At 36.0% G+C, this 20,247-nt stretch carries 26 protein-coding genes; 23 read left to right on the top strand and 3 right to left on the bottom strand.

Features of this window, described 5'->3' with window-relative positions:
• The first annotated feature begins 13 nt into the window (after nucleotides 1–13).
• The 7 genes from IPP64_16235 (at nucleotide 14) to accC (ending at nucleotide 7,604) form a co-directional block, all read left to right on the top strand.
• Nucleotides 14–2,401: an immune inhibitor A gene (locus IPP64_16235; GenBank protein MBL0330909.1), complete on the top strand. Its 2,388-nt coding sequence runs from the start codon at nucleotides 14–16 to the stop codon at nucleotides 2,399–2,401.
• Between the two features lie 168 nt (nucleotides 2,402–2,569).
• Nucleotides 2,570–3,109, top strand: coding sequence for a DUF177 domain-containing protein (locus IPP64_16230; protein ID MBL0330908.1), 540 nt, complete (start codon nucleotides 2,570–2,572; stop codon nucleotides 3,107–3,109).
• A 76-nt stretch (nucleotides 3,110–3,185) separates the two neighbouring features.
• Nucleotides 3,186–3,371: a 50S ribosomal protein L32 gene (rpmF, locus tag IPP64_16225; protein MBL0330907.1), complete on the top strand. Its 186-nt coding sequence runs from the start codon at nucleotides 3,186–3,188 to the stop codon at nucleotides 3,369–3,371.
• Nucleotides 3,372–3,478: 107 nt separating this feature from the next.
• Nucleotides 3,479–4,417, top strand: coding sequence for a phosphate acyltransferase PlsX (gene plsX, locus IPP64_16220; GenBank protein ID MBL0330906.1), 939 nt, complete (start codon nucleotides 3,479–3,481; stop codon nucleotides 4,415–4,417).
• Nucleotides 4,414–5,412, top strand: coding sequence for a ketoacyl-ACP synthase III (locus tag IPP64_16215; protein MBL0330905.1), 999 nt, complete (start codon nucleotides 4,414–4,416; stop codon nucleotides 5,410–5,412). Before plsX ends, IPP64_16215 begins: the two co-directional genes overlap by 4 nt.
• A gap of 214 nt (nucleotides 5,413–5,626) precedes the next feature.
• Nucleotides 5,627–6,121 (top strand): acetyl-CoA carboxylase biotin carboxyl carrier protein, encoded by a 495-nt coding sequence (gene accB / locus IPP64_16210; GenBank protein MBL0330904.1) that lies wholly within the window; start codon nucleotides 5,627–5,629, stop codon nucleotides 6,119–6,121.
• Between the two features lie 142 nt (nucleotides 6,122–6,263).
• On the top strand, nucleotides 6,264–7,604 hold the full coding sequence (gene accC / locus IPP64_16205) for an acetyl-CoA carboxylase biotin carboxylase subunit (GenBank protein MBL0330903.1): 1,341 nt from the start codon (nucleotides 6,264–6,266) through the stop codon (nucleotides 7,602–7,604).
• 37 nt (nucleotides 7,605–7,641) lie between these two features.
• On the opposite strand, the gene IPP64_16200 is transcribed toward accC, so the two are convergent.
• Nucleotides 7,642–8,190 carry an ORF6N domain-containing protein gene (locus IPP64_16200; GenBank protein MBL0330902.1) on the bottom strand — a complete coding sequence of 183 codons (549 nt, stop codon included), beginning with the start codon at nucleotides 8,188–8,190 and terminating at the stop codon, nucleotides 7,642–7,644.
• Between the two features lie 138 nt (nucleotides 8,191–8,328).
• Nucleotides 8,329–8,667 (bottom strand): single-stranded DNA-binding protein, encoded by a 339-nt coding sequence (gene ssb, locus IPP64_16195; protein MBL0330901.1) that lies wholly within the window; start codon nucleotides 8,665–8,667, stop codon nucleotides 8,329–8,331.
• 324 nt (nucleotides 8,668–8,991) lie between these two features.
• Here ssb and IPP64_16190 point away from each other — a divergent pair, with 324 nt between their 5' ends.
• The 10 genes from IPP64_16190 (at nucleotide 8,992) to IPP64_16145 (ending at nucleotide 16,642) form a co-directional block, all read left to right on the top strand.
• Entirely contained in the window at nucleotides 8,992–9,351 is a 360-nt protein-coding gene (locus IPP64_16190; GenBank protein ID MBL0330900.1) for a hypothetical protein, read from the top strand.
• Between the two features lie 13 nt (nucleotides 9,352–9,364).
• Nucleotides 9,365–10,507, top strand: coding sequence for a tyrosine-type recombinase/integrase (locus IPP64_16185; GenBank protein MBL0330899.1), 1,143 nt, complete (start codon nucleotides 9,365–9,367; stop codon nucleotides 10,505–10,507).
• A gap of 275 nt (nucleotides 10,508–10,782) precedes the next feature.
• Complete coding sequence (locus IPP64_16180; protein MBL0330898.1) at nucleotides 10,783–11,427, top strand: hypothetical protein; 645 nt, start codon at nucleotides 10,783–10,785, stop codon at nucleotides 11,425–11,427.
• A 198-nt stretch (nucleotides 11,428–11,625) separates the two neighbouring features.
• Nucleotides 11,626–11,883: a hypothetical protein gene (locus IPP64_16175; protein ID MBL0330897.1), complete on the top strand. Its 258-nt coding sequence runs from the start codon at nucleotides 11,626–11,628 to the stop codon at nucleotides 11,881–11,883.
• A 10-nt stretch (nucleotides 11,884–11,893) separates the two neighbouring features.
• Nucleotides 11,894–12,400 carry a hypothetical protein gene (locus IPP64_16170; protein MBL0330896.1) on the top strand — a complete coding sequence of 169 codons (507 nt, stop codon included), beginning with the start codon at nucleotides 11,894–11,896 and terminating at the stop codon, nucleotides 12,398–12,400.
• A 207-nt stretch (nucleotides 12,401–12,607) separates the two neighbouring features.
• The gene (locus IPP64_16165) at nucleotides 12,608–13,156 is read left to right on the top strand and encodes a hypothetical protein (protein ID MBL0330895.1); all 549 of its coding nucleotides are present in this window, start codon (nucleotides 12,608–12,610) and stop codon (nucleotides 13,154–13,156) included.
• A gap of 1,047 nt (nucleotides 13,157–14,203) precedes the next feature.
• A complete protein-coding gene (locus tag IPP64_16160; protein ID MBL0330894.1) occupies nucleotides 14,204–14,716 on the top strand; it encodes a hypothetical protein in 513 nt (170 codons plus the stop codon).
• A gap of 328 nt (nucleotides 14,717–15,044) precedes the next feature.
• Nucleotides 15,045–15,311, top strand: coding sequence for a hypothetical protein (locus IPP64_16155; GenBank protein ID MBL0330893.1), 267 nt, complete (start codon nucleotides 15,045–15,047; stop codon nucleotides 15,309–15,311).
• A gap of 3 nt (nucleotides 15,312–15,314) precedes the next feature.
• On the top strand, nucleotides 15,315–15,863 hold the full coding sequence (locus IPP64_16150; GenBank protein MBL0330892.1) for a hypothetical protein: 549 nt from the start codon (nucleotides 15,315–15,317) through the stop codon (nucleotides 15,861–15,863).
• Nucleotides 15,864–16,012: 149 nt separating this feature from the next.
• Nucleotides 16,013–16,642, top strand: coding sequence for a hypothetical protein (locus IPP64_16145; GenBank protein ID MBL0330891.1), 630 nt, complete (start codon nucleotides 16,013–16,015; stop codon nucleotides 16,640–16,642).
• A gap of 139 nt (nucleotides 16,643–16,781) precedes the next feature.
• On the opposite strand, the gene IPP64_16140 is transcribed toward IPP64_16145, so the two are convergent.
• Nucleotides 16,782–17,000: a hypothetical protein gene (locus tag IPP64_16140; GenBank protein ID MBL0330890.1), complete on the bottom strand. Its 219-nt coding sequence runs from the start codon at nucleotides 16,998–17,000 to the stop codon at nucleotides 16,782–16,784.
• Nucleotides 17,001–17,207: 207 nt separating this feature from the next.
• Here IPP64_16140 and IPP64_16135 point away from each other — a divergent pair, with 207 nt between their 5' ends.
• The 6 genes from IPP64_16135 to IPP64_16110 all read left to right on the top strand — a co-directional run bounded on the left by IPP64_16135 (nucleotide 17,208) and on the right by IPP64_16110 (nucleotide 20,247).
• Nucleotides 17,208–17,441, top strand: coding sequence for a thioredoxin family protein (locus IPP64_16135; protein MBL0330889.1), 234 nt, complete (start codon nucleotides 17,208–17,210; stop codon nucleotides 17,439–17,441).
• Nucleotides 17,442–17,584: 143 nt separating this feature from the next.
• A complete protein-coding gene (locus IPP64_16130) occupies nucleotides 17,585–17,848 on the top strand; it encodes a DUF2024 family protein (GenBank protein MBL0330888.1) in 264 nt (87 codons plus the stop codon).
• Nucleotides 17,845–18,201, top strand: coding sequence for a gamma-glutamylcyclotransferase (locus tag IPP64_16125; GenBank protein ID MBL0330887.1), 357 nt, complete (start codon nucleotides 17,845–17,847; stop codon nucleotides 18,199–18,201). Before IPP64_16130 ends, IPP64_16125 begins: the two co-directional genes overlap by 4 nt.
• Nucleotides 18,198–18,815, top strand: coding sequence for a winged helix-turn-helix transcriptional regulator (locus IPP64_16120; protein MBL0330886.1), 618 nt, complete (start codon nucleotides 18,198–18,200; stop codon nucleotides 18,813–18,815). The genes IPP64_16125 and IPP64_16120 overlap by 4 nt, the downstream gene beginning before the upstream one ends.
• A gap of 189 nt (nucleotides 18,816–19,004) precedes the next feature.
• Nucleotides 19,005–19,490 (top strand): DUF2262 domain-containing protein, encoded by a 486-nt coding sequence (locus IPP64_16115; GenBank protein MBL0330885.1) that lies wholly within the window; start codon nucleotides 19,005–19,007, stop codon nucleotides 19,488–19,490.
• A gap of 325 nt (nucleotides 19,491–19,815) precedes the next feature.
• Nucleotides 19,816–20,247, top strand: coding sequence for an SRPBCC family protein (locus IPP64_16110; GenBank protein MBL0330884.1), 432 nt, complete (start codon nucleotides 19,816–19,818; stop codon nucleotides 20,245–20,247).

Here is a 20,247-nt window from a genome sequence, read left to right as displayed (position 1 = left end):
TAATTGATTTCTAATGAAAAAATTTTTACTATTCTTTTTATTGTTGGGTATAACTCCAACATTTGCACAATCCATTCAAACAGAAAACTATTCACGTGTAAAAATTTATGCGGATGAGTTGGGTATTATCCAATTGGCACAAGCCGGTTTGGCAATGGACCATGGCGAAATGAAAAAAGGGTTTTGGTTTATCTCCGATTTTTCTGAAACAGAAATTGCCATTGCAAAAGAAATGGGATTCACCTATGATGTTTTGATTGCAGATGTAAAACAATTTTATAAAGATCAAAATACAGTTAAAAACGAAACCACTCCGGTTACGACTATGTCGATTGGATGCAGTGTTCCACCTACCTATCCGACACCGACAAATTTTTCGTTGGGAAGTATGGGCGGATATTTTACCTATGCCGAAATACTCTGGCACATGGACAATTTAGCAACTTTGTTTCCTACTTTGGTAAAAGCAAAGATGCCTATCGGTCCTATCAATACAATTAATGGTAATCCATTGTATTGGATGAAAATTTCAGATAATCCGAATGTGGATGAAGCGGAGCCGGAGGTTCTTTATAATTCGGCACACCATGCACGTGAACCTGCATCGGTTTCACAATTGATTTTGTACATGTATTATTTATGTGAGAATTATGCTACCAATCCGGAAGTACAATACTTAGTTAATAATGAAGAAATGTATTTTATTCCATTGGTGAATCCGGATGGATACATTCGTAATGAAACAACCGATCCAACCGGTGGCGGGATGTGGAGAAAAAACAGAAGAAACAATGGTGGTTCGTATGGTGTAGATATTAACAGAAACTACGGCTATCAATGGGGCTATGATAATATTGGTTCATCGCCAAGCGGATTTTCAGAAGCGTATCGCGGAACTGCAGCTTGGTCGGAAGCTGAATCACAAAACTTAAGAGACTTTAGCAATGCACATACGTTTAAGTTGTCGTTAAACAACCATACGTTTGGTAACTTGTTGATTTATTCATTTGGTTACGATGCAGCGGTGATTGCTCCTGACTATGCGCAATTTTCAGAGTATGCCAAACATTTAACAACCTATAATAAGTATTCATATGGAACAGCTCCGCAAACGGTGTTGTATTCCACCAACGGAACCATTGATGATTGGCAATACGGTGAAGAAGTAACCAAGCCTAAAATTTTCGGGATGACGCCTGAGGCAGGCAGAAGTGATGAAGGATTTTGGCCACCGGCATCTCGGATAATTGATATCTGTAAAGAAAACATTTGGCAGAATTTGCACATGGCACATCTTGCTTTAAAGTTTGCAGTTGCATCGGATGAAGAACCGAATTATATTCCTGCTGCTTCGGGTTATTTTAATTTTAAAATAAAACGATTGGGGATGGATGCACCCGGAACGTTTACGGTGAGTATTGTTCCGATTGGTTCAGAGATTGCAACTGTGGGTGGACCGAAAACATTTTCAACATTAAACTTATTGGATGAGGCTTTGGATTCGATTTCGTTTACCTTAAATCCGTTGGCTGTTGGTACTACAATTAAATATGAATTAAATGTGAGTAATGGCTTGTATACATTTAAAGATACGATTGTAAAAAAATTCGGACCTCCAGTAATTGAATTCAGCAGTGATGGAAATTCGATGACGGGTTGGACAAGTTCCTCGTGGGGAGTAAGCACTTCTGTTTTTCATGGTGGAACAGGTTCTATTACCGACAGTCCGGTTGGTGATTATGGTGACAATGCAAATGTGTCCATTAGTACGATTTCCAATGTGGATTTAACAGATGCGATTAGTGCGCAAATTGTGTATTGGACACGCTGGGAAATTGAAACCAATTATGATTATGCGCAGGTGGTTGTATCGACAGATGGTGGAGCAACGTGGGAACCGTTGTGCGGACATCATACCAAATCCGGAAACGGGTATCAGGATTTTGGAAATCCGGTGTATGATGCATATAAATTTGATTGGATGAAGGAAGAGGTGTCGTTGGATAATTATGTTGGTCAAAATGTAAAAATTGGTTTCAAGTTGGTAAGTGATAATGGCGGAGGAGCAGACGGTTTTTATTTTGATGATTTAAAAGTAGAGAAATTGGTTCCTGCTATTACGGGAATGAATGAAGCAACAGCGAATCAATTGTTTTTGTCGCAATCGATGCCCAATCCGGCAAGCGATTATACATTTATAAACTATTCGTTACCGAAAGGAGAAAAGGCAAGTATCGAAGTATTCAATAGTTACGGGCAGCTGGTATTTTCAGAAAGTATTGATTCGGAAGCAAAAAGTCATCGTTTGAACACTTCCACGTTAGCGCAAGGGGTATATTACTATCATCTGGTAAGTGGTGGAAAGGTGTCGGAGTCGTTGCGACTGGCAATTGTGAGGTAAAAAAGGGATAAAAACTCGATAAATTTGGTCAAAAATCGGATAAAAGCATGTTTTTTATCCGATTTTTGCATAAAAAAGGGTAAAATTGCATTGAAATTAATTTTGTCCAAAGCTTTGAAGTAAGGGAGAATTTTTTACCTTTGCCCTCTTTCTTAAAAACTTGGTAAGATGCAGACCAGAAAAGAATACATTATTCAGTTTGTAGGGTTAGGATTAGGCTTGCATGAATATCAGTTTGAAGTAAAGGATTCGTTCTTTTTAGATCATGAATATTCTGAAATACAGAAAGCAAACATTGTTGTCGACTTAAAGCTTTTAAAGCAGTCGCAAATGATGGTGCTGGAATTTGAAATTTCCGGAACGGTTCGCACGGAGTGTGATTTGTGTACCGGAGAATTTGACTTACCGATATCAGGAAATTATAAATTGATTGTGAAGGTTGGAGGAAGTGATACGGGCAATGAAGATGATGATATCATTACCATTGCTGCAAACGAGCATGAGTTGGATGTAGCGCAATATATTTATGAGTACATTACCTTGTCGTTTCCAATAAAGCGAGTACATCCGCTGGATAAAAAAGGAAAGAGTACATGTGACAAGGAAACCTTGGAGAAGTTGGAAAAATTTTTAACAGAAGAAGAGAAGAAGGAAGAAGAACAAACGGACCCACGTTGGGCAGGATTAAAGAATATCAAATTGAATTAAGTAATTTTGCAGTTAGCAAAAAAACGAATTACCAATAACGATTAACAAATAACCATTAACTAATAACAATAAAACAATGCCACATCCAAAGCGAAAATTATCGAGAAGTAGAAGAGATAGTAGAAGAGGTCACGACAAAGCAGTTGCGTCTACACTATCTAGCTGTTCAAACTGTGGAGCACCAACATTGTATCACCGTGTATGCGGAGAGTGTGGGTACTACAAAGGAAAATTAGCAGTAGAGAAAAAAGTTTCTGCATAGTATACAGATAACGAATTTTTACGAATTTCTGAATCTGTGTTTGCTAGCGTAAACAATAGTATCGGGATGCGTAGAAGAGTATAAACATTCGTAATTCGAAAGAGTTTATGAGAATTGGTTTAGATATTATGGGCGGTGATTATGCACCGGATGCAACCGTGTCTGGAGCAGTATTAGCTTATAATGAATTACCCAAAGATGTACGCCTGGTTTTAATTGGCGATAAAGAACAAATCATTGCTTGTCTTGCAAAAGAAGGAGCGGATGAGAAAAATTTTGACATCGTTCATACAACAGAAATTATCGGGATGGGTGAACACCCAACCAAAGCATTCAGTCAGAAACCCAATTCTAGCATTAGCGTTGGGTTTCATCTTTTAAAAGAAGGGAAGATTGATGGTTTTGCAAGTAACGGAAACACAGGCGCAATGCTTGTTGGCTCTATGTTTAGCGTAAAAGCGGTACCCGGAGTGATTCGTCCATGCATCACATCCATTCTTCCGAAAGAAGGTGGTGGCATCGGATTGATTCTGGATGTGGGTTCCAACGCGGATTGTAAGCCAGATGTATTGTATCAGTTTGGTGTATTGGGTTCCCTGTTTGCTGAATTTGTGTATGGAATAAAAAATCCCCGTGTTGCTTTATTGAATATTGGTGAAGAGCCCGAGAAAGGAAACTTGGTGGCGCAAGCTGCACATGCCTTGATGAAAGATTCAAAAGATTTTAATTTTATCGGTAACATTGAAGGTCGTGATTTATTTAACGACTCAACCGATGTTACTGTTTGTGATGGTTTTACCGGAAACGTAGTGTTGAAGCAAGCAGAAGCAATGTATACATTGATGCGGAAACGTAAAATCAAAGACGAATACTTCGATCGTTTTAATTACGAAATTTATGGTGGTACTCCTGTATTGGGGATTAACTCCACTGTAATGATCGGACATGGAATTTCAAATAATGTGGCTGTAAAAAATATGCTGTTGGTAACAAAGAGTATTATCGAAGCAAATTTGCCGGCTAAAATTAAATCCGCATTTCAATAATGAAAATTACTGCTGCAATTACGGCTGTTGCCGGATACGTTCCTGACTATGTTTTGTCCAATGCTGAATTGGAAAAATTAGTTCCAACTACTTCTGAGTGGATTGAAACACGAACTGGAATTAAAGAACGAAGAATTTTAAAAGGCGAAGGTTTAGGTACGTCCGACATGTGTGTGAAAGCCATTGAAGATCTTTTGAAAAAACGTGGGATCACTGCGTTGGACATCGACTTATTAATCATCGGAACTGTAACTCCGGATTATGTATTCCCTTCTACAGCCAATGTGGTCTGCGATAAAATTGGAGCAACCAATGCTTGGGGCTTTGATTTGAATGCAGCTTGTTCCGGATTTGTTTATTCATTAGCTACCGGAGCACAATTTATTGAAACTGGAAAATATAAAAAAGTAGTGGTAGTAGGTGCTGATAAAATGTCGGCTATCCTTGACTATACGGATCGTTCCACGTGCATTATTTTTGGTGATGGTGCAGGTGCAGTATTGTTGGAACCAAATACCGAAGGTTTTGGATTACAAGATTCGATTTTGAAATCGGATGGATCGGGAAGAAAATATTTACATCAAAAAGCGGGTGGTTCAGTAAAACCACCAAGTCATGAAACGATTGATGCACGCGAACATTTTGTGTTTCAAGATGGACAACCTGTATTTAAACGTGCTGTTGTGGGAATGGCAGAGGTGAGTGCAGAAATTATGGAGCGCAACAACTTAAAATCAGATGATGTTGCTTGGTTGGTTCCACATCAGGCAAACAAACGCATTATTGATGCAACAGCAGAACGGATGGGTTTGACGTCTGAAAAAGTGATGCTGAACATTCAGAAATATGGCAATACCACAGCCGGAACAATTCCATTGTGTTTATGGGATTATGAAAAGCAAATGAAAAAAGGAGATAATATTATCCTTTCAACATTTGGAGCCGGGTTTACGTGGGGAGCGATTTATTTGAAGTGGGCATACGATAGTAAGTAGACAATTTTAATATTAGGCAGTAAGCAATTACAAAGAGTAGGCAATTAAAAAAGTAAACAACATAATAAATAAGCGAAGCTTATTAATCATAAGAAATCATAACGCAAAGAAAAAAATCATTTTTTATCATGAAAATCATAAAAAATCTGCGTTCCAATAAAAAGTATAGTTAGTAGTAAATTTTTTAAAAGTAAATCTCTAAAATAAAATAAGAATGAAACTGAACGAAATTCAAGATTTGATCAAGTTTGTAGCGAAGTCTGGCGTAAGCGAGGTGGAGTTAGAAACCAAAGATGTAAAAATTGTTATCAAAACACCTGCAGGTAAAAAAGAGCAAGTGTTTGTTCAATCCACCACACCGGTTGCTCAACAAGTGATGCAAACTCCGGTAGTTCAACAAAGTATTGCACCGGTAACTGAGACGAAAGCACCTGAAGTGAAAGCAACAGGAGGAGCAGATGAGTCAAAATACATCACCGTAAAATCTCCGATGATCGGAACATTCTATCGTTCATCTTCACCTGATAAACCGGCATTTGTAAATGTTGGTGATGATGTTGCAGCAGGCAAAGTAATTTGCATTATTGAGGCAATGAAATTGTTCAATGAAATTGAATCAGAAGTAAAAGGTAAAATTGTGAAAGTATTGGTAAATGATGCTACTCCAGTTGAGTATGATCAACCATTATTTCTAATAGATCCGGCTTAGTTTATAAATTTCCTTGTACCGATAACAAACAAAAACGAAATTACGAATGTGGGTGTTTATAAAAGCGTCCGCATAGTAATTATATAGCAAATTCAGATTCGTAGTTTCGCTTTATTCGTTGTCCGTACCTAAATAAAAAGAGATGTTCAAAAAGATATTAATAGCAAACAGAGGCGAGATTGCGTTGCGCATTATTCGTACCTGTAAAGAAATGGGAATTAAAACAGTGGCGGTTTATTCCACTGCTGATAAAGACTCCTTGCATGTAAAGTTTGCGGATGAAGCCGTTTGTATCGGTCCACCGCCTAGTAAAGATTCCTATTTAAATATTCCGAATATTATTTCTGCAGCAGAAATTACCAATGCAGATGCGATTCACCCAGGATATGGTTTTCTTTCAGAGAATGCAAAGTTTTCAAAAATTTGTCAGGAGCACAACATAAAATTTATTGGTGCATCGCCTGAAATGATTAACTCCATGGGAGATAAATCATCGGCAAAAGCAACGATGATTGCTGCAGGAGTTCCCTGCGTGCCGGGTTCAGAAGGATTGTTGGAAAGTGCTGAGCAAGCGATTGAGTTGGCTCCGAAAGTTGGGTATCCGGTAATTATTAAGGCCACAGCCGGTGGAGGTGGACGAGGAATGCGTATCATCTGGAAAGAAGAAGAGATGAAAGCAAATTACGAATCCGCAAGTAAAGAAGCAGAAGCGGCATTTGGTAATGGTGCGATGTATATGGAAAAATATATTGAAGAACCACGTCACATTGAAATTCAAGTGGTAGGTGATCAATATGGTAAAGCATGTCATTTATCCGAAAGAGATTGTTCGATTCAAAGACGTCACCAAAAATTGGCGGAAGAAACTCCATCTCCATTTATGACAGATGAGTTGCGTGAACGCATGGGAGATGCAGCTATTAAAGCAGCATTGGCAGTAAAATACGAAGGTGTTGGAACGGTTGAGTTTTTGGTAGACAAGCACCGTAATTTCTATTTTATGGAAATGAATACGCGTATTCAGGTGGAGCATCCGATTACAGAAGAGGTGATTGATTATGATTTGATTCGTGAACAAATATTGGTTGCAGCAGGCGTTCCTATTTCCGGAAAAAATTATTATCCACAATTGCATGCGATTGAATGTCGTATCAATGCGGAAGATCCGTTTAATAATTTCCGTCCGTCACCGGGTAAAATCACAGTGTTGCATACACCGGGTGGGCATGGTATCCGAGTAGATTCGCATATTTATGCAGGCTATACAATTCCACCAAACTACGATAGTATGGTTGCGAAGTTAATTACAGTTGCACAAACACGTGAAGAAGCGATTGCAAAAATGCATAGAGCGTTGAGTGAGTATGTTATTGAAGGAGTAAAAACAACGATTCCATTCCATTTAAAATTGATGAAGGATGAAAATTTCATCAAAGGAAACTATACTACTAAGTTTTTGGAAGATTTCGATTTAACAGAATAAGAGAAAAATTAAATTTTGAAAAAAGCCTCAAGTGATATTACTTGAGGCTTTTTTTTGGGATTTTGAATCCAATCTTTTTTATTGGTTTTTGATTCTCCTTTTTGAGTGTGAGTTCATCAATGTATTGGAATATGAGTTCGATGTTATTGGTATTATTTTCAGTTCGTTTACTAATTTCATCTATCAAAAGATTTAATTTTTCATTGTTAGCGAGTGTGTTTCGAATTTGGGTGAATACCCTCATGATTTTAATATTGACGCTAATGGCTATGTCGCTGGATAATATACTGGACAGCATCAAAACTCCATGTTCGGTGAATACGAATGGTAATTTACGTTTCCCACCCCAACTTGAAGTCGCAAATTGCGACTTCAAGATTCCAAATTCTTTTTCAGTTAATTGAAACATAAAATCTTCTGGAAATCGTTTGATATTCCTTCTAACTTGTTCGTTTAACCTTTTTGTTTCCACTTTATACAATTGGGCTAGGTCGATGTCGATCATTACTTTTTGGTTTCTAATCAGGTAAATTTTATTAAGAATGATTTCGTCCGGAATAGAAAGAGTATAATTATTTTTAGTCATGTACTTCTTGTTTCTAAATTTTGCGTTATATCCTGCATTTTGAGGGATAATTTTTGCATCTAAGTGGGAAAAACAAAAAAAAGTCGCCTCTCCGCTCCCAGAGAGACGACTTGTCCATCATCCACCAATCAACAGCACTTATTTTTTAGAATCGAGCATAAGTAGTTCGCTCACTTCAATTTCGGTCACATAGCGTTTGATGCCTTCTTTGTCGGTATAGTTGCGATTGATTAATTTTCCTTCAACGGCAACTTCGCTGCCTTTTTTAAGAAACTTCTCAATGATTTCTGCAGTTTTTCCCCAAGCAATTAAATTATGCCATTGTGTTTCGGTTACTTTTTCACCTTTTGCATTTTTGTAATTTTCGTTGGTAGCGATGCTCATCTTCGCTAATTTTTTTCCTCCGTCTAAGGATTTTACTTCCGGGTCCATGCCTAGGTTCCCGATCAATTGTACTTTGTTGCGCAATGCGTTCATCGTGTTTTGTTTTTTTTGTGTAGCGGTTTATTTGCAGCTACGGGTTAATAATTATTGTTTTGTTTTTTGTCAACCTGCTGCCGGCAGGCAGGTAACGTTTTTTGTTTTTGACGGTGCAAAGGTGTAACGGCTTTTTATCCCGATTCGGTAAATAAACGTTTATATTCGATTTTAATCGTGTATACACGGTTGTAACAGATAAATTTTATATTTTAGCCTCGTTAAAAACGATTACTCCCGCATTTTAATAATACATACGAATTATTAATTATTAATCAAGACCTTGCAACTACTCCGGCAGGCAAATTTTAAAAAATTTGTTTTATGAGTAAAGTTTGTTTGGAGTGTAACGACTCCTTTAAAGGCAGAACCGACAAAAAATTTTGTTCGGACATTTGCAGAAACTGTTATAATAATCGTTTAAAAAAATCCACGAGCGATTATTACAGAGTAATTAACTCCACATTACGTAAAAATTATAAAATTCTGGAAGAGTTGATCCCAAAGGGAACGACCAAGACATCCAAATCAAAGCTCTTGCAAAAAGGCTTTAATTTTAGTTTTTACACCAATGTGCAAACCACTAAAAAGGGGGCTAACTTATTTTTTTGTTATGAGTATGGTTATACACCAACGGGAAACGACTATTTCCATTTGGTAAAAAAGAAAGAAGAAGGAAAATAATCAAACTGTTTTTATGAAAACAATTAAACTCGACAAATCAATTCATCGAGGTGGGGAGGTTGTGCTAATACATTTCCCTCATGATCAGCTGTTGGGAGAAGCCGTACGAAAAATTACGAATGTTCGTTGGAGTAAAAGTTTAAAATCGTGGTATGCGCCTTATTCAATAGCTATGCTGAATGAGATTAAAATCCTTTTTGATACTATTGCTTTGATTGATGCAAGTATGTTGAAGGAGACGATCGCTAAAGAAAATCTCTCGGCTACTCCCGATAGCTATCGGGACGAGATGACAAACAAGGAAAAGAAACTAAGTGATGCTACTTTAAAACAAATTGAAAAATTTATTAATTGGCTTCATTCGCGAAGATATAGTGAGAATACAGTGAAAACGTATTCCGAAGCCTTAAAAGCATTTTTACTTTATTTTCATACGAAATCGATTTTGGAAATTACCAATGATGACTTAATCGAATTTAACAACAAGCATATTTTGTCAAATAAGTTTTCTGCCTCGTATCAAAATCAGGTGGTGAATGCCATCAAGTTATTTTATCGAACGATGCAAAATATAAAAATGGATGTTGAATTGATTCATCGACCGAAAAACCCGAAATTGTTGCCCAATGTATTGAGTAAAGAAGAGATAAAATCGATTTTGGATGCGACACAAAACATAAAACACAGGGCAATGTTGTCGCTCATATATGCATGCGGACTTCGTTGCGGTGAAATTTTGCGATTAACACCAGCGCATGTAGATACAAAGAGGATGGTATTAATCATAAAACAGAGTAAAGGAAGAAAAGACAGAATAGCACCACTCAGTAGTAAGATCGTTGAATTATTACAATCCTATTACAAGGCTTACAAGCCACAATTATTTTTGTTTGAAGGTGCACAACGTGGTCAGGCTTACGATGCAAGAAGTTTACAAAATGTATTAAAGCAAAATTTGGCACGAACAAACATAAATAAACCCGTATCCTTGCATTGGCTTAGGCACAGTTATGCTACACACCTATTAGAAAACGGAACAGATCTGCGGTACATTCAGGAAATATTAGGTCATAGCAGCAGCAAAACAACAGAGATCTATACCCATGTAAGCAACAAAAGCATACAAAAAATAGTGTCTCCTTTCGACACGCTTTAATTATTTGTAGGAGCGGCAGTTCATCTGTTTTGGTTCAGTTCATTCCTGCTTTTCGTTTCAAGTCCTGCCCCAATGGTGCAGGAGCTTTTCACTACAATCAGGGCTAAAAATTCCTGTTTTCCTGTTTAAATTATTTTTATGGAAAGCTCCATAAAATGGCTTAAATTTGGTTTACACAAAATGCCACTCAATGGCGTAAACATTTCCATATTGGGCATATTTACGCCATTTTATGGCGAGTATATATAAGTTATGGGCAATTAAAAGAAACGGAAGTGAAATTAGTACAAATCATATTATTCCTTTTAGCATACGGACACCTTATCGGTCAATCCGACACTTCGATTGTTAAAACTTATTATACCGACAAAAAGGTTTTCGAGGAGTATCAAATAACAACTAAAGATTCAGCTAGAAACGGGTTTTATAAAAGTTTTTCTTCTTATGGTAAAATATTATCAGAAGGAAAATATACGAATGATGAAAAAACTGGAGAATGGGTTTACTATTCAAATGGCGCTTCAGCAACAGAAATTGTACAAAAATACAACCATACAACTCAGACAGAATTGTTTTACAACTATGTTTATGAAAAATATTTGGGAGCACCTCGTTACCCTGGAGGACTGAATGCTATGAACGAATATATTACTAGGGGAATTTACAAAAACATAAAGAAAGAGTTCTTTAAAAAATATTCTGGAAAAAAACTTGAAGTGACATTTTCAATTGATAGAAAATCTGGCGAAGTGACAGGCGTACATATCGTCACTCATTCGAATCAAATTGAAGACCCTGAAGTTGAAGGAATTATTATTTCAATCTTTCAAAAATTAGGAAAGTGGACACTTAGTAAAACAATGACTGAAAAAACAAACGTTGGCTTTAGTTATACATATCCAATTCGTTTTAAAAATTAACTGCCCATAACACCGGCTAATCGCAATTGCGGACTATCTGCAAGTTCGCAAATGCAAATTAAGGTTCCGCCAAAAGGCGTAGAAATTTCTAGCATTTGCGCATTTCCTTTTGTACCTTTAATAAAGTTTATCGGTAAAGACAGTTTTGCTTTTCAAATCCGCAACTGCGCCTAGCCGGGAAACGTTATAGCCAATTTTATGAACGACACACTTAACAACTTTGAAGTAACGGACAGACAAACTTTCATTAAGTTTCTTGACTTATTATGCAAGGACTTTTTGGACAATCCTGAAAGTTGGGAAAACAAATCATTACCCGACTTTTTAGAAGCGTTGAGTGCTTACACGGAAGACATACAAGGTTATTACGACAACACAAAGCAAAACATAAATGCTGATCAACCAGACTGGTCAACATTTGCAGACATTTTTAAAGGTGCTAAAATTTATGAGTAAATTGAAATAGATGGATAATAATAAGAAATGGTTTGAGTTCATGAAATCAGCACATACTCTTTTGCTGAATGGACAAACTATTGACCATTATCAGTCTCACATTCAAATTTTAGTTGAACCTTCTTTTGACAACAGTTTCCATTTGCAACTTGAAGTAAATGAACAAGTCGTTAAATGGCATAGAACGACCTGGCTGCGGCTTGTTGACGCACCAAAATTTTACGACCCTATTGAAAGTCTGAAGCATATTGGACAAGCAGTCGGACCGACAATAATTTATGAAAGCGGAACGACAGAAATAATAAGCATTTCACCAATCTTTGATTTTGTAAAATTAATTTCTACTAAACCAAAAATTGAAAAGTGGGGAGGAATTATGCTTGATGGAGTATTTTACACATTGAAAATAGGAGTTGAAAATACACAGACAACTTTCAAGTGGCATCATCTTCCAGACGAGTGGAAAGACATAGAAAAACTTGCAAATATGTTGACCGAATTAAATAGTAGATTATGATGACACGCAGAAAAACTGGCTATAACAGCACCTACCCAAAAGGCGGGGCTTCGTTTTCCAAAGACAGTTTTGAGGTTAATCAAACATTAGTTTTTCAAATCGAGTTTTGTGGTAAAAGTCCCGCCCTTCGGGTAGCTGCAAAACGTTAGCTGTTATTTTAAAGACTCAAAATGAAGACAATATTCGCACTTAAAAAATTTAATTAATTTGAATTCCTTAATTCTCTCAAAATTTTGCGGACTAATTTTGTTACTTTTTGCTCCGATATTTACAAATGGTCAAAATGAGATTGACAAAATAGAAGATAGGAATGCTTATACATTTGACGTTGGAGGAACGTCACAAACGCTGTTTTCTTTGCATTACGAAAGAATTTTTCAACCCAAAAAATTTAAGTACACATACTTTAGCACAAATATTGGATTTGGTTTGCAAGGAGGAAAATATGATCAGAACACGTTTTTTAGTTTTCCTTTAGAGCTGAACGTTTTTGTTGGAGGGAAACATAGTGTTGAGGCAGGAATTGGAGGCACTTTATTTTTTGGAACTAGTGATTTAAATAATCCCAAAGTCCCTCCTGAGTACAGGACAAATTTCTATTATGGTAATTCCTTCCGACTAGGATACCAATTTATAAATGATAATGGATTATTAATACGGGCAGCTCCAATGGTACTTATAAATAAAATACCACCATTAGGAAATTGCTATAAAGCGCAAGCTTCATTTGGCTTTTCAATTGGCAGGTGTTTTTGAAATAAAGCGCAGAAATTCAGTTTTATACAGAAAACAACAGCTAACACCAGCTAATCGCAATTGCGGGCCTTCTGCAAGTTCGCAAATGCAAATTAAGGTGCTGAAGCGAAATTTCTAGCATTTGCGCATTTCCTTTTGTACTTTTAATTAAGTTTTTCGGTAAAGACAGTTTTGCTTTTCAAATCCGCAACTGCGCCTAGCTGGAAAACGTTATTGCCAATTGCCCTGTGACTGAAAAGTAAAAGCATTTTTATTGAAAATTCATTGCGTTTGGGCTAATTTAATTTGACATTTGTTTGACAATTATTTTGGTAATTTAATAGTTCTTTGCTTCTCGACAGTTTGCAAAATATACAAAATGGTTTTGGCAGCGCACCGACTTTTTTTGGTGGTTTGCTTGACAAATTTGGTATTAATTTAATGGTGAAAAGCATGCTCAACCATTACCAGAACAAAACTTATAAAAGTCTGAAAAATTGGTATTTATTTTACGACCATTGCGTGAAAATGATGACCATTGTGTGTATTTCTAGAATTGTTTGACGACCTTTGTGTGACGAAAGAGTAGGTGAGAAGAGCGTTTGACTTTTATAAGTTTTGGCAACGCACATCAAAACCATTTCTATTGGTAGACAAAATAAAGTTTATATGCTTTTACTTTTTGACGAATAACGTAGACAATTATACGGACTTTTAAAGCATGACCCAAAGGCGAACGCACGCTGTTGAGAGTGATTTTAAAATTGATATTTTTTTTGAACCAGGTCGTGGGCAACTAGCAATAACAGCGTGCAAACGAAAGCCGCTGGTTTGCAATAATTTGAAAGTTCAGATATTTCTTTTAAGTTTGTATTAGGTTTGCAGTTCAGCGCTTTGGTTTCGCGGCCTTCGTTTGCACGCAAATCGTTAGCGGTAACTTTCGGACGACATTGCAAACATAAAACAGACTGACTTTAAACAAACAAAGACAAGACCATTTTGAAACTGACGAGAGAACAAATCTTCGACTTCGCAATTCTGACACTTAGGTGGTATTTGGCATACTACATGGCGGAATACGGTTTTAGTAAATTGACAGGAGATCAATTCGGTCATCGTAGTGTTGAGATTTTAAATATGCCGCTAAAGGATGTAGATAAATTTCATTTAGCTTGGCACTTGTTCAGTTTAGACAAGACATTTGACATTTTTGTTGGTCTTTCACAGATTATCGGAGCAGTTCTTATTGCAATAAACAGAACAGCTTTGGTTGGAGCGTTAATGTTGCTACCAATCTTAGGACAAATATTTTTAATTGACATTGCTTTCACGACAAGTATGTTCGGAGCAGCTTTGCCAATCAGACTATGTTGTATGATACTTTCGGACTTGCTTATTCTATTTTACTACAAGGACAAAATGATATTAGTTTGGAACAATCTCACAAAAGACACGACAACAAAATTCAAATACAAGTGGTGGGTTTTTATTCTACTTCCATTTATCGGTTTGGCCACAGACTTTGTTTTTGGTATTCTGACATATCCAATTAAACTTTTAATAATTTGGCTGAGTAAATGAGAGAACTGACATACATATCAAGAGTACAAATTCACTTTGTGAAAAGTTTGTGCGAACTTCGAACTGACCATCTTCGGTTGGATATGAAAGCTACCGCTAACAGCATGCTAGCGATAGCCGCTGGTTCAGCGCTAATTTGGAAGTTCGTATTTCTTTTATAAATTTGTAATAGGTTTGCAGTTCAGTGCTTCGGTATCGCGCCCATCGCTTGCATGCAAATCGTTAGCTGTAATTTTGCCACTCTGACCTAAAAGCTAACAGCTAAAAAGTAAAAAGATAGAAAAGAATAATAAAAAAATTAATTAAAATTAACCAAACAAAATTTTAAATGGACAGTTTTGAAGAGTCACAAAAAAACTATAATCTAGCAGTAAATAAACTAAATGAAGCAATAAATATATTAGCTGAAAGCATATCATCAAAAATTAGAATTAAAAAAGATAAGAAAGAAAGATTAACTATTTTAAAAGATCTTCAAAAAGTTCCTTCAATACAGGTTTTGAAGAAGGTTAATGAAATCGCAATCGAAAATGAAGATTATGAAACTTGTGATGCAATTAAAGATTTTTGTAAATACAAAGGTATAGTTCTTTAAAATATGGATACTTACAAAGATGCATTAGCTGAATATGAGTCTGAAGATGATAATGGAAAACATCGCTTAATTTACTCATATTTTGGACTTTCAATCTATTTTAGTCAAGTTTTAGAAGAAACTTTTTCCATAATGCTATGGACTGACAGAATTTTTAAAAAAAAGGTTAAGACAAACAAAGAAGTAAACGAAATAATTGATGCAATTGAAAAGTCAAAAAAGACAATGGGAAATTTCATTAATGAAGTAAAGAAATCCTATTCTTTAACGGAAAAACATACAAATGATTTAAAGGACGTACTTGAAAAGCGAAATTATTTAATTCATAAATATTTTAAGATTGAGATTCAAAAATGCTACTCGGATTTAGGTCGTAAGGAAATGCTAAAATATTTTGGAAATTTTATTGACCAAACCAAAAATATTGATTCTGAATTAAATTCTTATTACTCTAAACACACAGAAAGAATGGGATTCACTAAAGAAAAAATTGAGCAACTTGTAAACGAAATGAAACAAGAAGAATTGAATAGAGAAAAAAACTACAGCTAACACACGCTACAAGCAATTTGGGTATTATGCTTAATTTGAAATTGGTTTTGTATTTGTGACTATTTGGCTAATCCGAAAATAGGGCTTAATTTAGTCCCAAACTGCTTGTAGCGCGAGAACGTTATAGGGCATTTTAAAAGACGACACAATTGACACGAGACAACAAAATATTAAGAATTATTCTGCTAACAATTTTTGGGACTTGGTTCACATACAAATTGTATCAGACAGCTGAAGATGACTTTTTTCTTGACGGAATTATTTTGTTAGTAATTGCATTCATTGGTCTTGTAATCTTAATTTGGACAATTCGTAAAGACAGAAAAGAGTTTAAGACTACAAAAAAATTAATAAGTTATTTGCCGAGCTTTATTGGACTTTTATTTATCCTGACAAACATTGGCTTATTCTATTACCAAGACAGCAAGACTAATGCACCGACTTTAATTAGTGGTTTTTATGACGGTGGTTTTAATGGTTTCTCAGTAGACTTTAAGACAGACGGAAATTACGTAATGGCAAACGGCAGCGGACTTGGACAGAGTTACTTTTATGGAACATACAAGTTGAAAGACAGCATTATTACAATTGACAAATCAAATATTGATAATTGCATAAAGACGAACAAACTTGTTATAAGAACTGAAAGTTATTATCAAAAAGACAGTATTGACCTAATAAAATCAAAAGCTAATTACATTACGCAAATTGACGACAAGGGAAATGAAATTGATAGAGAATTTCGGTTTCGTGTGACAGAGGACAACAGAAACAAATGAAAGAAAAAACGCCCTATAACAGCAGCTACAAGAAATTGGCGGTTCATTGGTTAGTTGAAGCTTTGTGCTTCGTATCAAGTTCAGTGGTGGCAGACAGTTTTCGTCTCCGAAATCGCCAACTTCTTGTAGCTGCGACACGTTATGTGCCATGCTTCCACTCAATGACATCATCAACATCTAAGCAATTCAGTCCATCATCATAATCAAGGTATATGTTTCTTCCTTCTACCCTAAGTACCTTTATCCAATCTCCACCAGCTTCTTTTACAAAATCACCAGCACGGCACATAACAGCACCTACCAAAAAGGCGGGGCTTTCGGCTTCGTTAGAAGCATTTGTGGTTAAATTATCATTCATCTTTCTAAATTAATTTTGTGGTTAAAATCCCGCCCTTCTGGTAGCTGCAAATCGTTACCTGCAAGTGTAACAGACAGACAATCCCAAATCAAACCGACAATAATTTTTGACAAAAAAGAGGTGTTGAAAACTTTTATTTTGGAAAGTTAGGATACCTAACTATATTTGTACCGACAATAATGTCATAACAATTTAAATTCATAAAAAATGAGTAAATCAGTTTTCTTTCATGCAGGTTGTCCTGTTTGCGTTAGTGCAGAACACGACATCATTAACCTTTTAGGTGCGAACAATGTAGATGTTGTTCACTTCGGTAACGACAAATCAAGAATTAACGAAGCAGAAAAAGCAGGTGTAAAATCAGTTCCGGCTTTGGTGACACCAAACGGAAATGTATTACACATCAACTTTGGTGCTTCAATGGCGGACGTAAAAGGTTAAAATAATTTGCCCCATAAAGTTAGGATAACTACCTTTGTGGGGCATTTTTAATTAAACAAAAAATGAAATTATTTTTAAATATTGTTTTGCTATTAATCTGTTTTCAAGTTTGTAGTCAAACAAAAAATTCAAACCCTAATAAAATGAAAGTAGCAGTTTGGGACACCTATGTAACAAAGAAAGACGGAGCAATTATGCACTTTGACATTCTTGCACTTGAAAGCATAAAAGACACAACCGTAATCTACAATTACGGTAAAGATTATTTAAAATCAAAAGGACAAGAAGGTCAACCTTTGACATCAAAAAATTGTAGATTTTGCCACGTTGAAACTGTAAGACCTAATTGGGAAGAAGCAATCAACAAAAAAGGCTATTTCATCATTGAAATGGAAAATTGTGAATGAAAGAAACTATACACTTACTCTTTTCTTACGGTACTTTACAGTTAGAGAAAGTTCAGCAAGAAAATTACGGTCGGCTCCTTATAGGAGAGGCAGATAGACTGACCAGCTATAAAATTGAAAAAATACAAATCACTGATTCAGATGTACTTGCTAAAAGTCAACTTGAATATCATCCAATAGCTATAAAATCAGAAGATGACGGTGATTTTATCGAAGGAATGCTTTTTGAAATTACAGACAAGGAACTTATCGAAACCGACAAATACGAGGTAAGTCAATACCATAGAATACTGGAAACATTTGATTCTGGAAAAAGGGCTTGGGTCTATGTGGCTAAAAATATTGCAATATGAAAAAATCAGCGTTTGACTTGGAGCATCAAAATTCGAGTATTGAAAGTAAAATTGTTGCTTCACTTGAAAGAGTTTCGCAGGCATTTAGAGTATTGCTTTGGAATGAAAGCAAGGAATTTTCATTAAGTCCAATTCAAGTTCAAGTGTTAATCTTCTTATTGCATCACTCTGACGAAAAAAAGAAAGTGAGCTACTTGGCGGACGAGTTTAATATGACAAAAGCAACTATCAGCGACACAATCAAAACTCTTGAACAAAAACAACTCATCAAAAAAGAATATGATCAACACGACACAAGAAGCTATATAATTCACTTAACCAAAAAAGGCAAAGACATAGCCGAACAGACATCTTTGTTTGCAAAACAAATTCAAGTTCCTATTGACAGACTACATTCAACCGACAAAGAAAATTTATTGTTAAGTTTGTTAGACATTATTCATCACTTAAACAAGTCAGGAATTATTACTATTCAGAGAATGTGTTTTACTTGCCACTTTTACAAATCAAACAAAAACGGACAGGAGCATTTTTGCGGACTACTTAATACTAAACTTGCCGACACAGAATTACGAATTGACTGTGAAGAGCATAAACTGAAACAAACAGTATGAAAAGAACACCAGCAGGTAACAGCACCTTTGCGTTATGGCGGGGGAAGTGCGAATATGAACAGTAGTGCATTTAATAAACAGTCTGCTTATAGACAGGTTAGTGCATCTAATCCGCCACAACGCAAAGCCGCAAACCGTTAGCACTAATAGGGCGGACATGGAGTAATTCACGGACATATAAAATTATTTATGAGTAGACAATGGACGATAGGCGACTTTCAAAGAGAATTTGAAGAAACCGAAAAATGGACAAGCAGCACTTACAGCTCAGGTGTGAAATTATGCGACCGAGCTGTCCAGATCCAAATTTCCCTAGAAAATTGTGAAGTAAATAACCAGGCAGAATACATTGCGGACATTGCAAATAAACACATAAATTGGGTCGTAGATAATATAGAGACAATCCGAACACACGTTGCAAATAAAATGACTTCTCTTGCTAATGATTGGCTTCAAGAAGGAGAAAGTGAAATGAGTGAAAATGATTTCAAAGAAAGAGCATTTCTCGATGTTATTAAAATATCAGCGACTGGTGAATTTGACCATAATGTTCCAATTGAAGACGGTAACCTAGTCTTATACTTTGATGATGACGATATTTTTGGAGGTCACACAATTCAGGTTTGGATTGACAAAGGTTATGTGCTTGATGAAGATCCAACTTTAATGGGCTAATACTAAATAAGCGGACACGCAGACATGACGCAACTGTGTGCCCCTACAAGTGCTAACACGGGTTTTGCGTTAGTGGGCGGACAGTGCGAATAGAAACATTTGAGCAATTAATAAACTTTGGTGCTGGCAGACAGTTTTCGGTTTCAAAAGCCCACCAACGCAAAGCCCGAAACCGTTAGCGGTAAGCCTAAAAACCAACCTCCAGACAAACATCCGAACATCTTGACGGACTTATTTCAGCACTGATTCTGATTATTTTCACAATTCTTGTCACACTTCAACTATTGCATTGTATAACTGATATAAATTTTAAAACAACGATAAAATGAAATCAGTAGTAACAACAATGACAATTAATGCCCCATCTGAAAAAGTATGGGAAGTAATCGCAAAAGGTAACGGCTTAGAAAAATGGTTTTCTGCCATTGAAACTTGCGAATTAGAAGGACCTGCAAAGCCAGGTGCTAAAAGAATTTGTAAAACCTTTCAAGGTAATGTACTAAAAGAAACCATTCTTGCGGTGGACAATTATGCAATGGTCTTTCAGTATTCCATTGATGAACAGGATATGCTGCCTACAAAAGATGTTTTAGGAACAATCCATGTAACAAATCTTTCGCCAACAGAAACAAATATTACGTGGTTAGCAAATTACAACTTGTTGGACGAAAGTATGGAAGGTGCTGTTGCAACAGGTCTTGACCAATTGTATCAAGGTGGAATCAAAGGAATTGAAGAATTTTTAAAAAACAACTAA

This window comes from Bacteroidota bacterium (genome assembly GCA_016722565.1).
Taxonomy (GTDB): domain Bacteria; phylum Bacteroidota; class Bacteroidia; order 2-12-FULL-35-15; family 2-12-FULL-35-15; genus 2-12-FULL-35-15.
The sequence above is the reverse complement of the archived record's forward strand: the minus strand, read 5'-3'. Positions and strand labels throughout refer to the sequence as shown.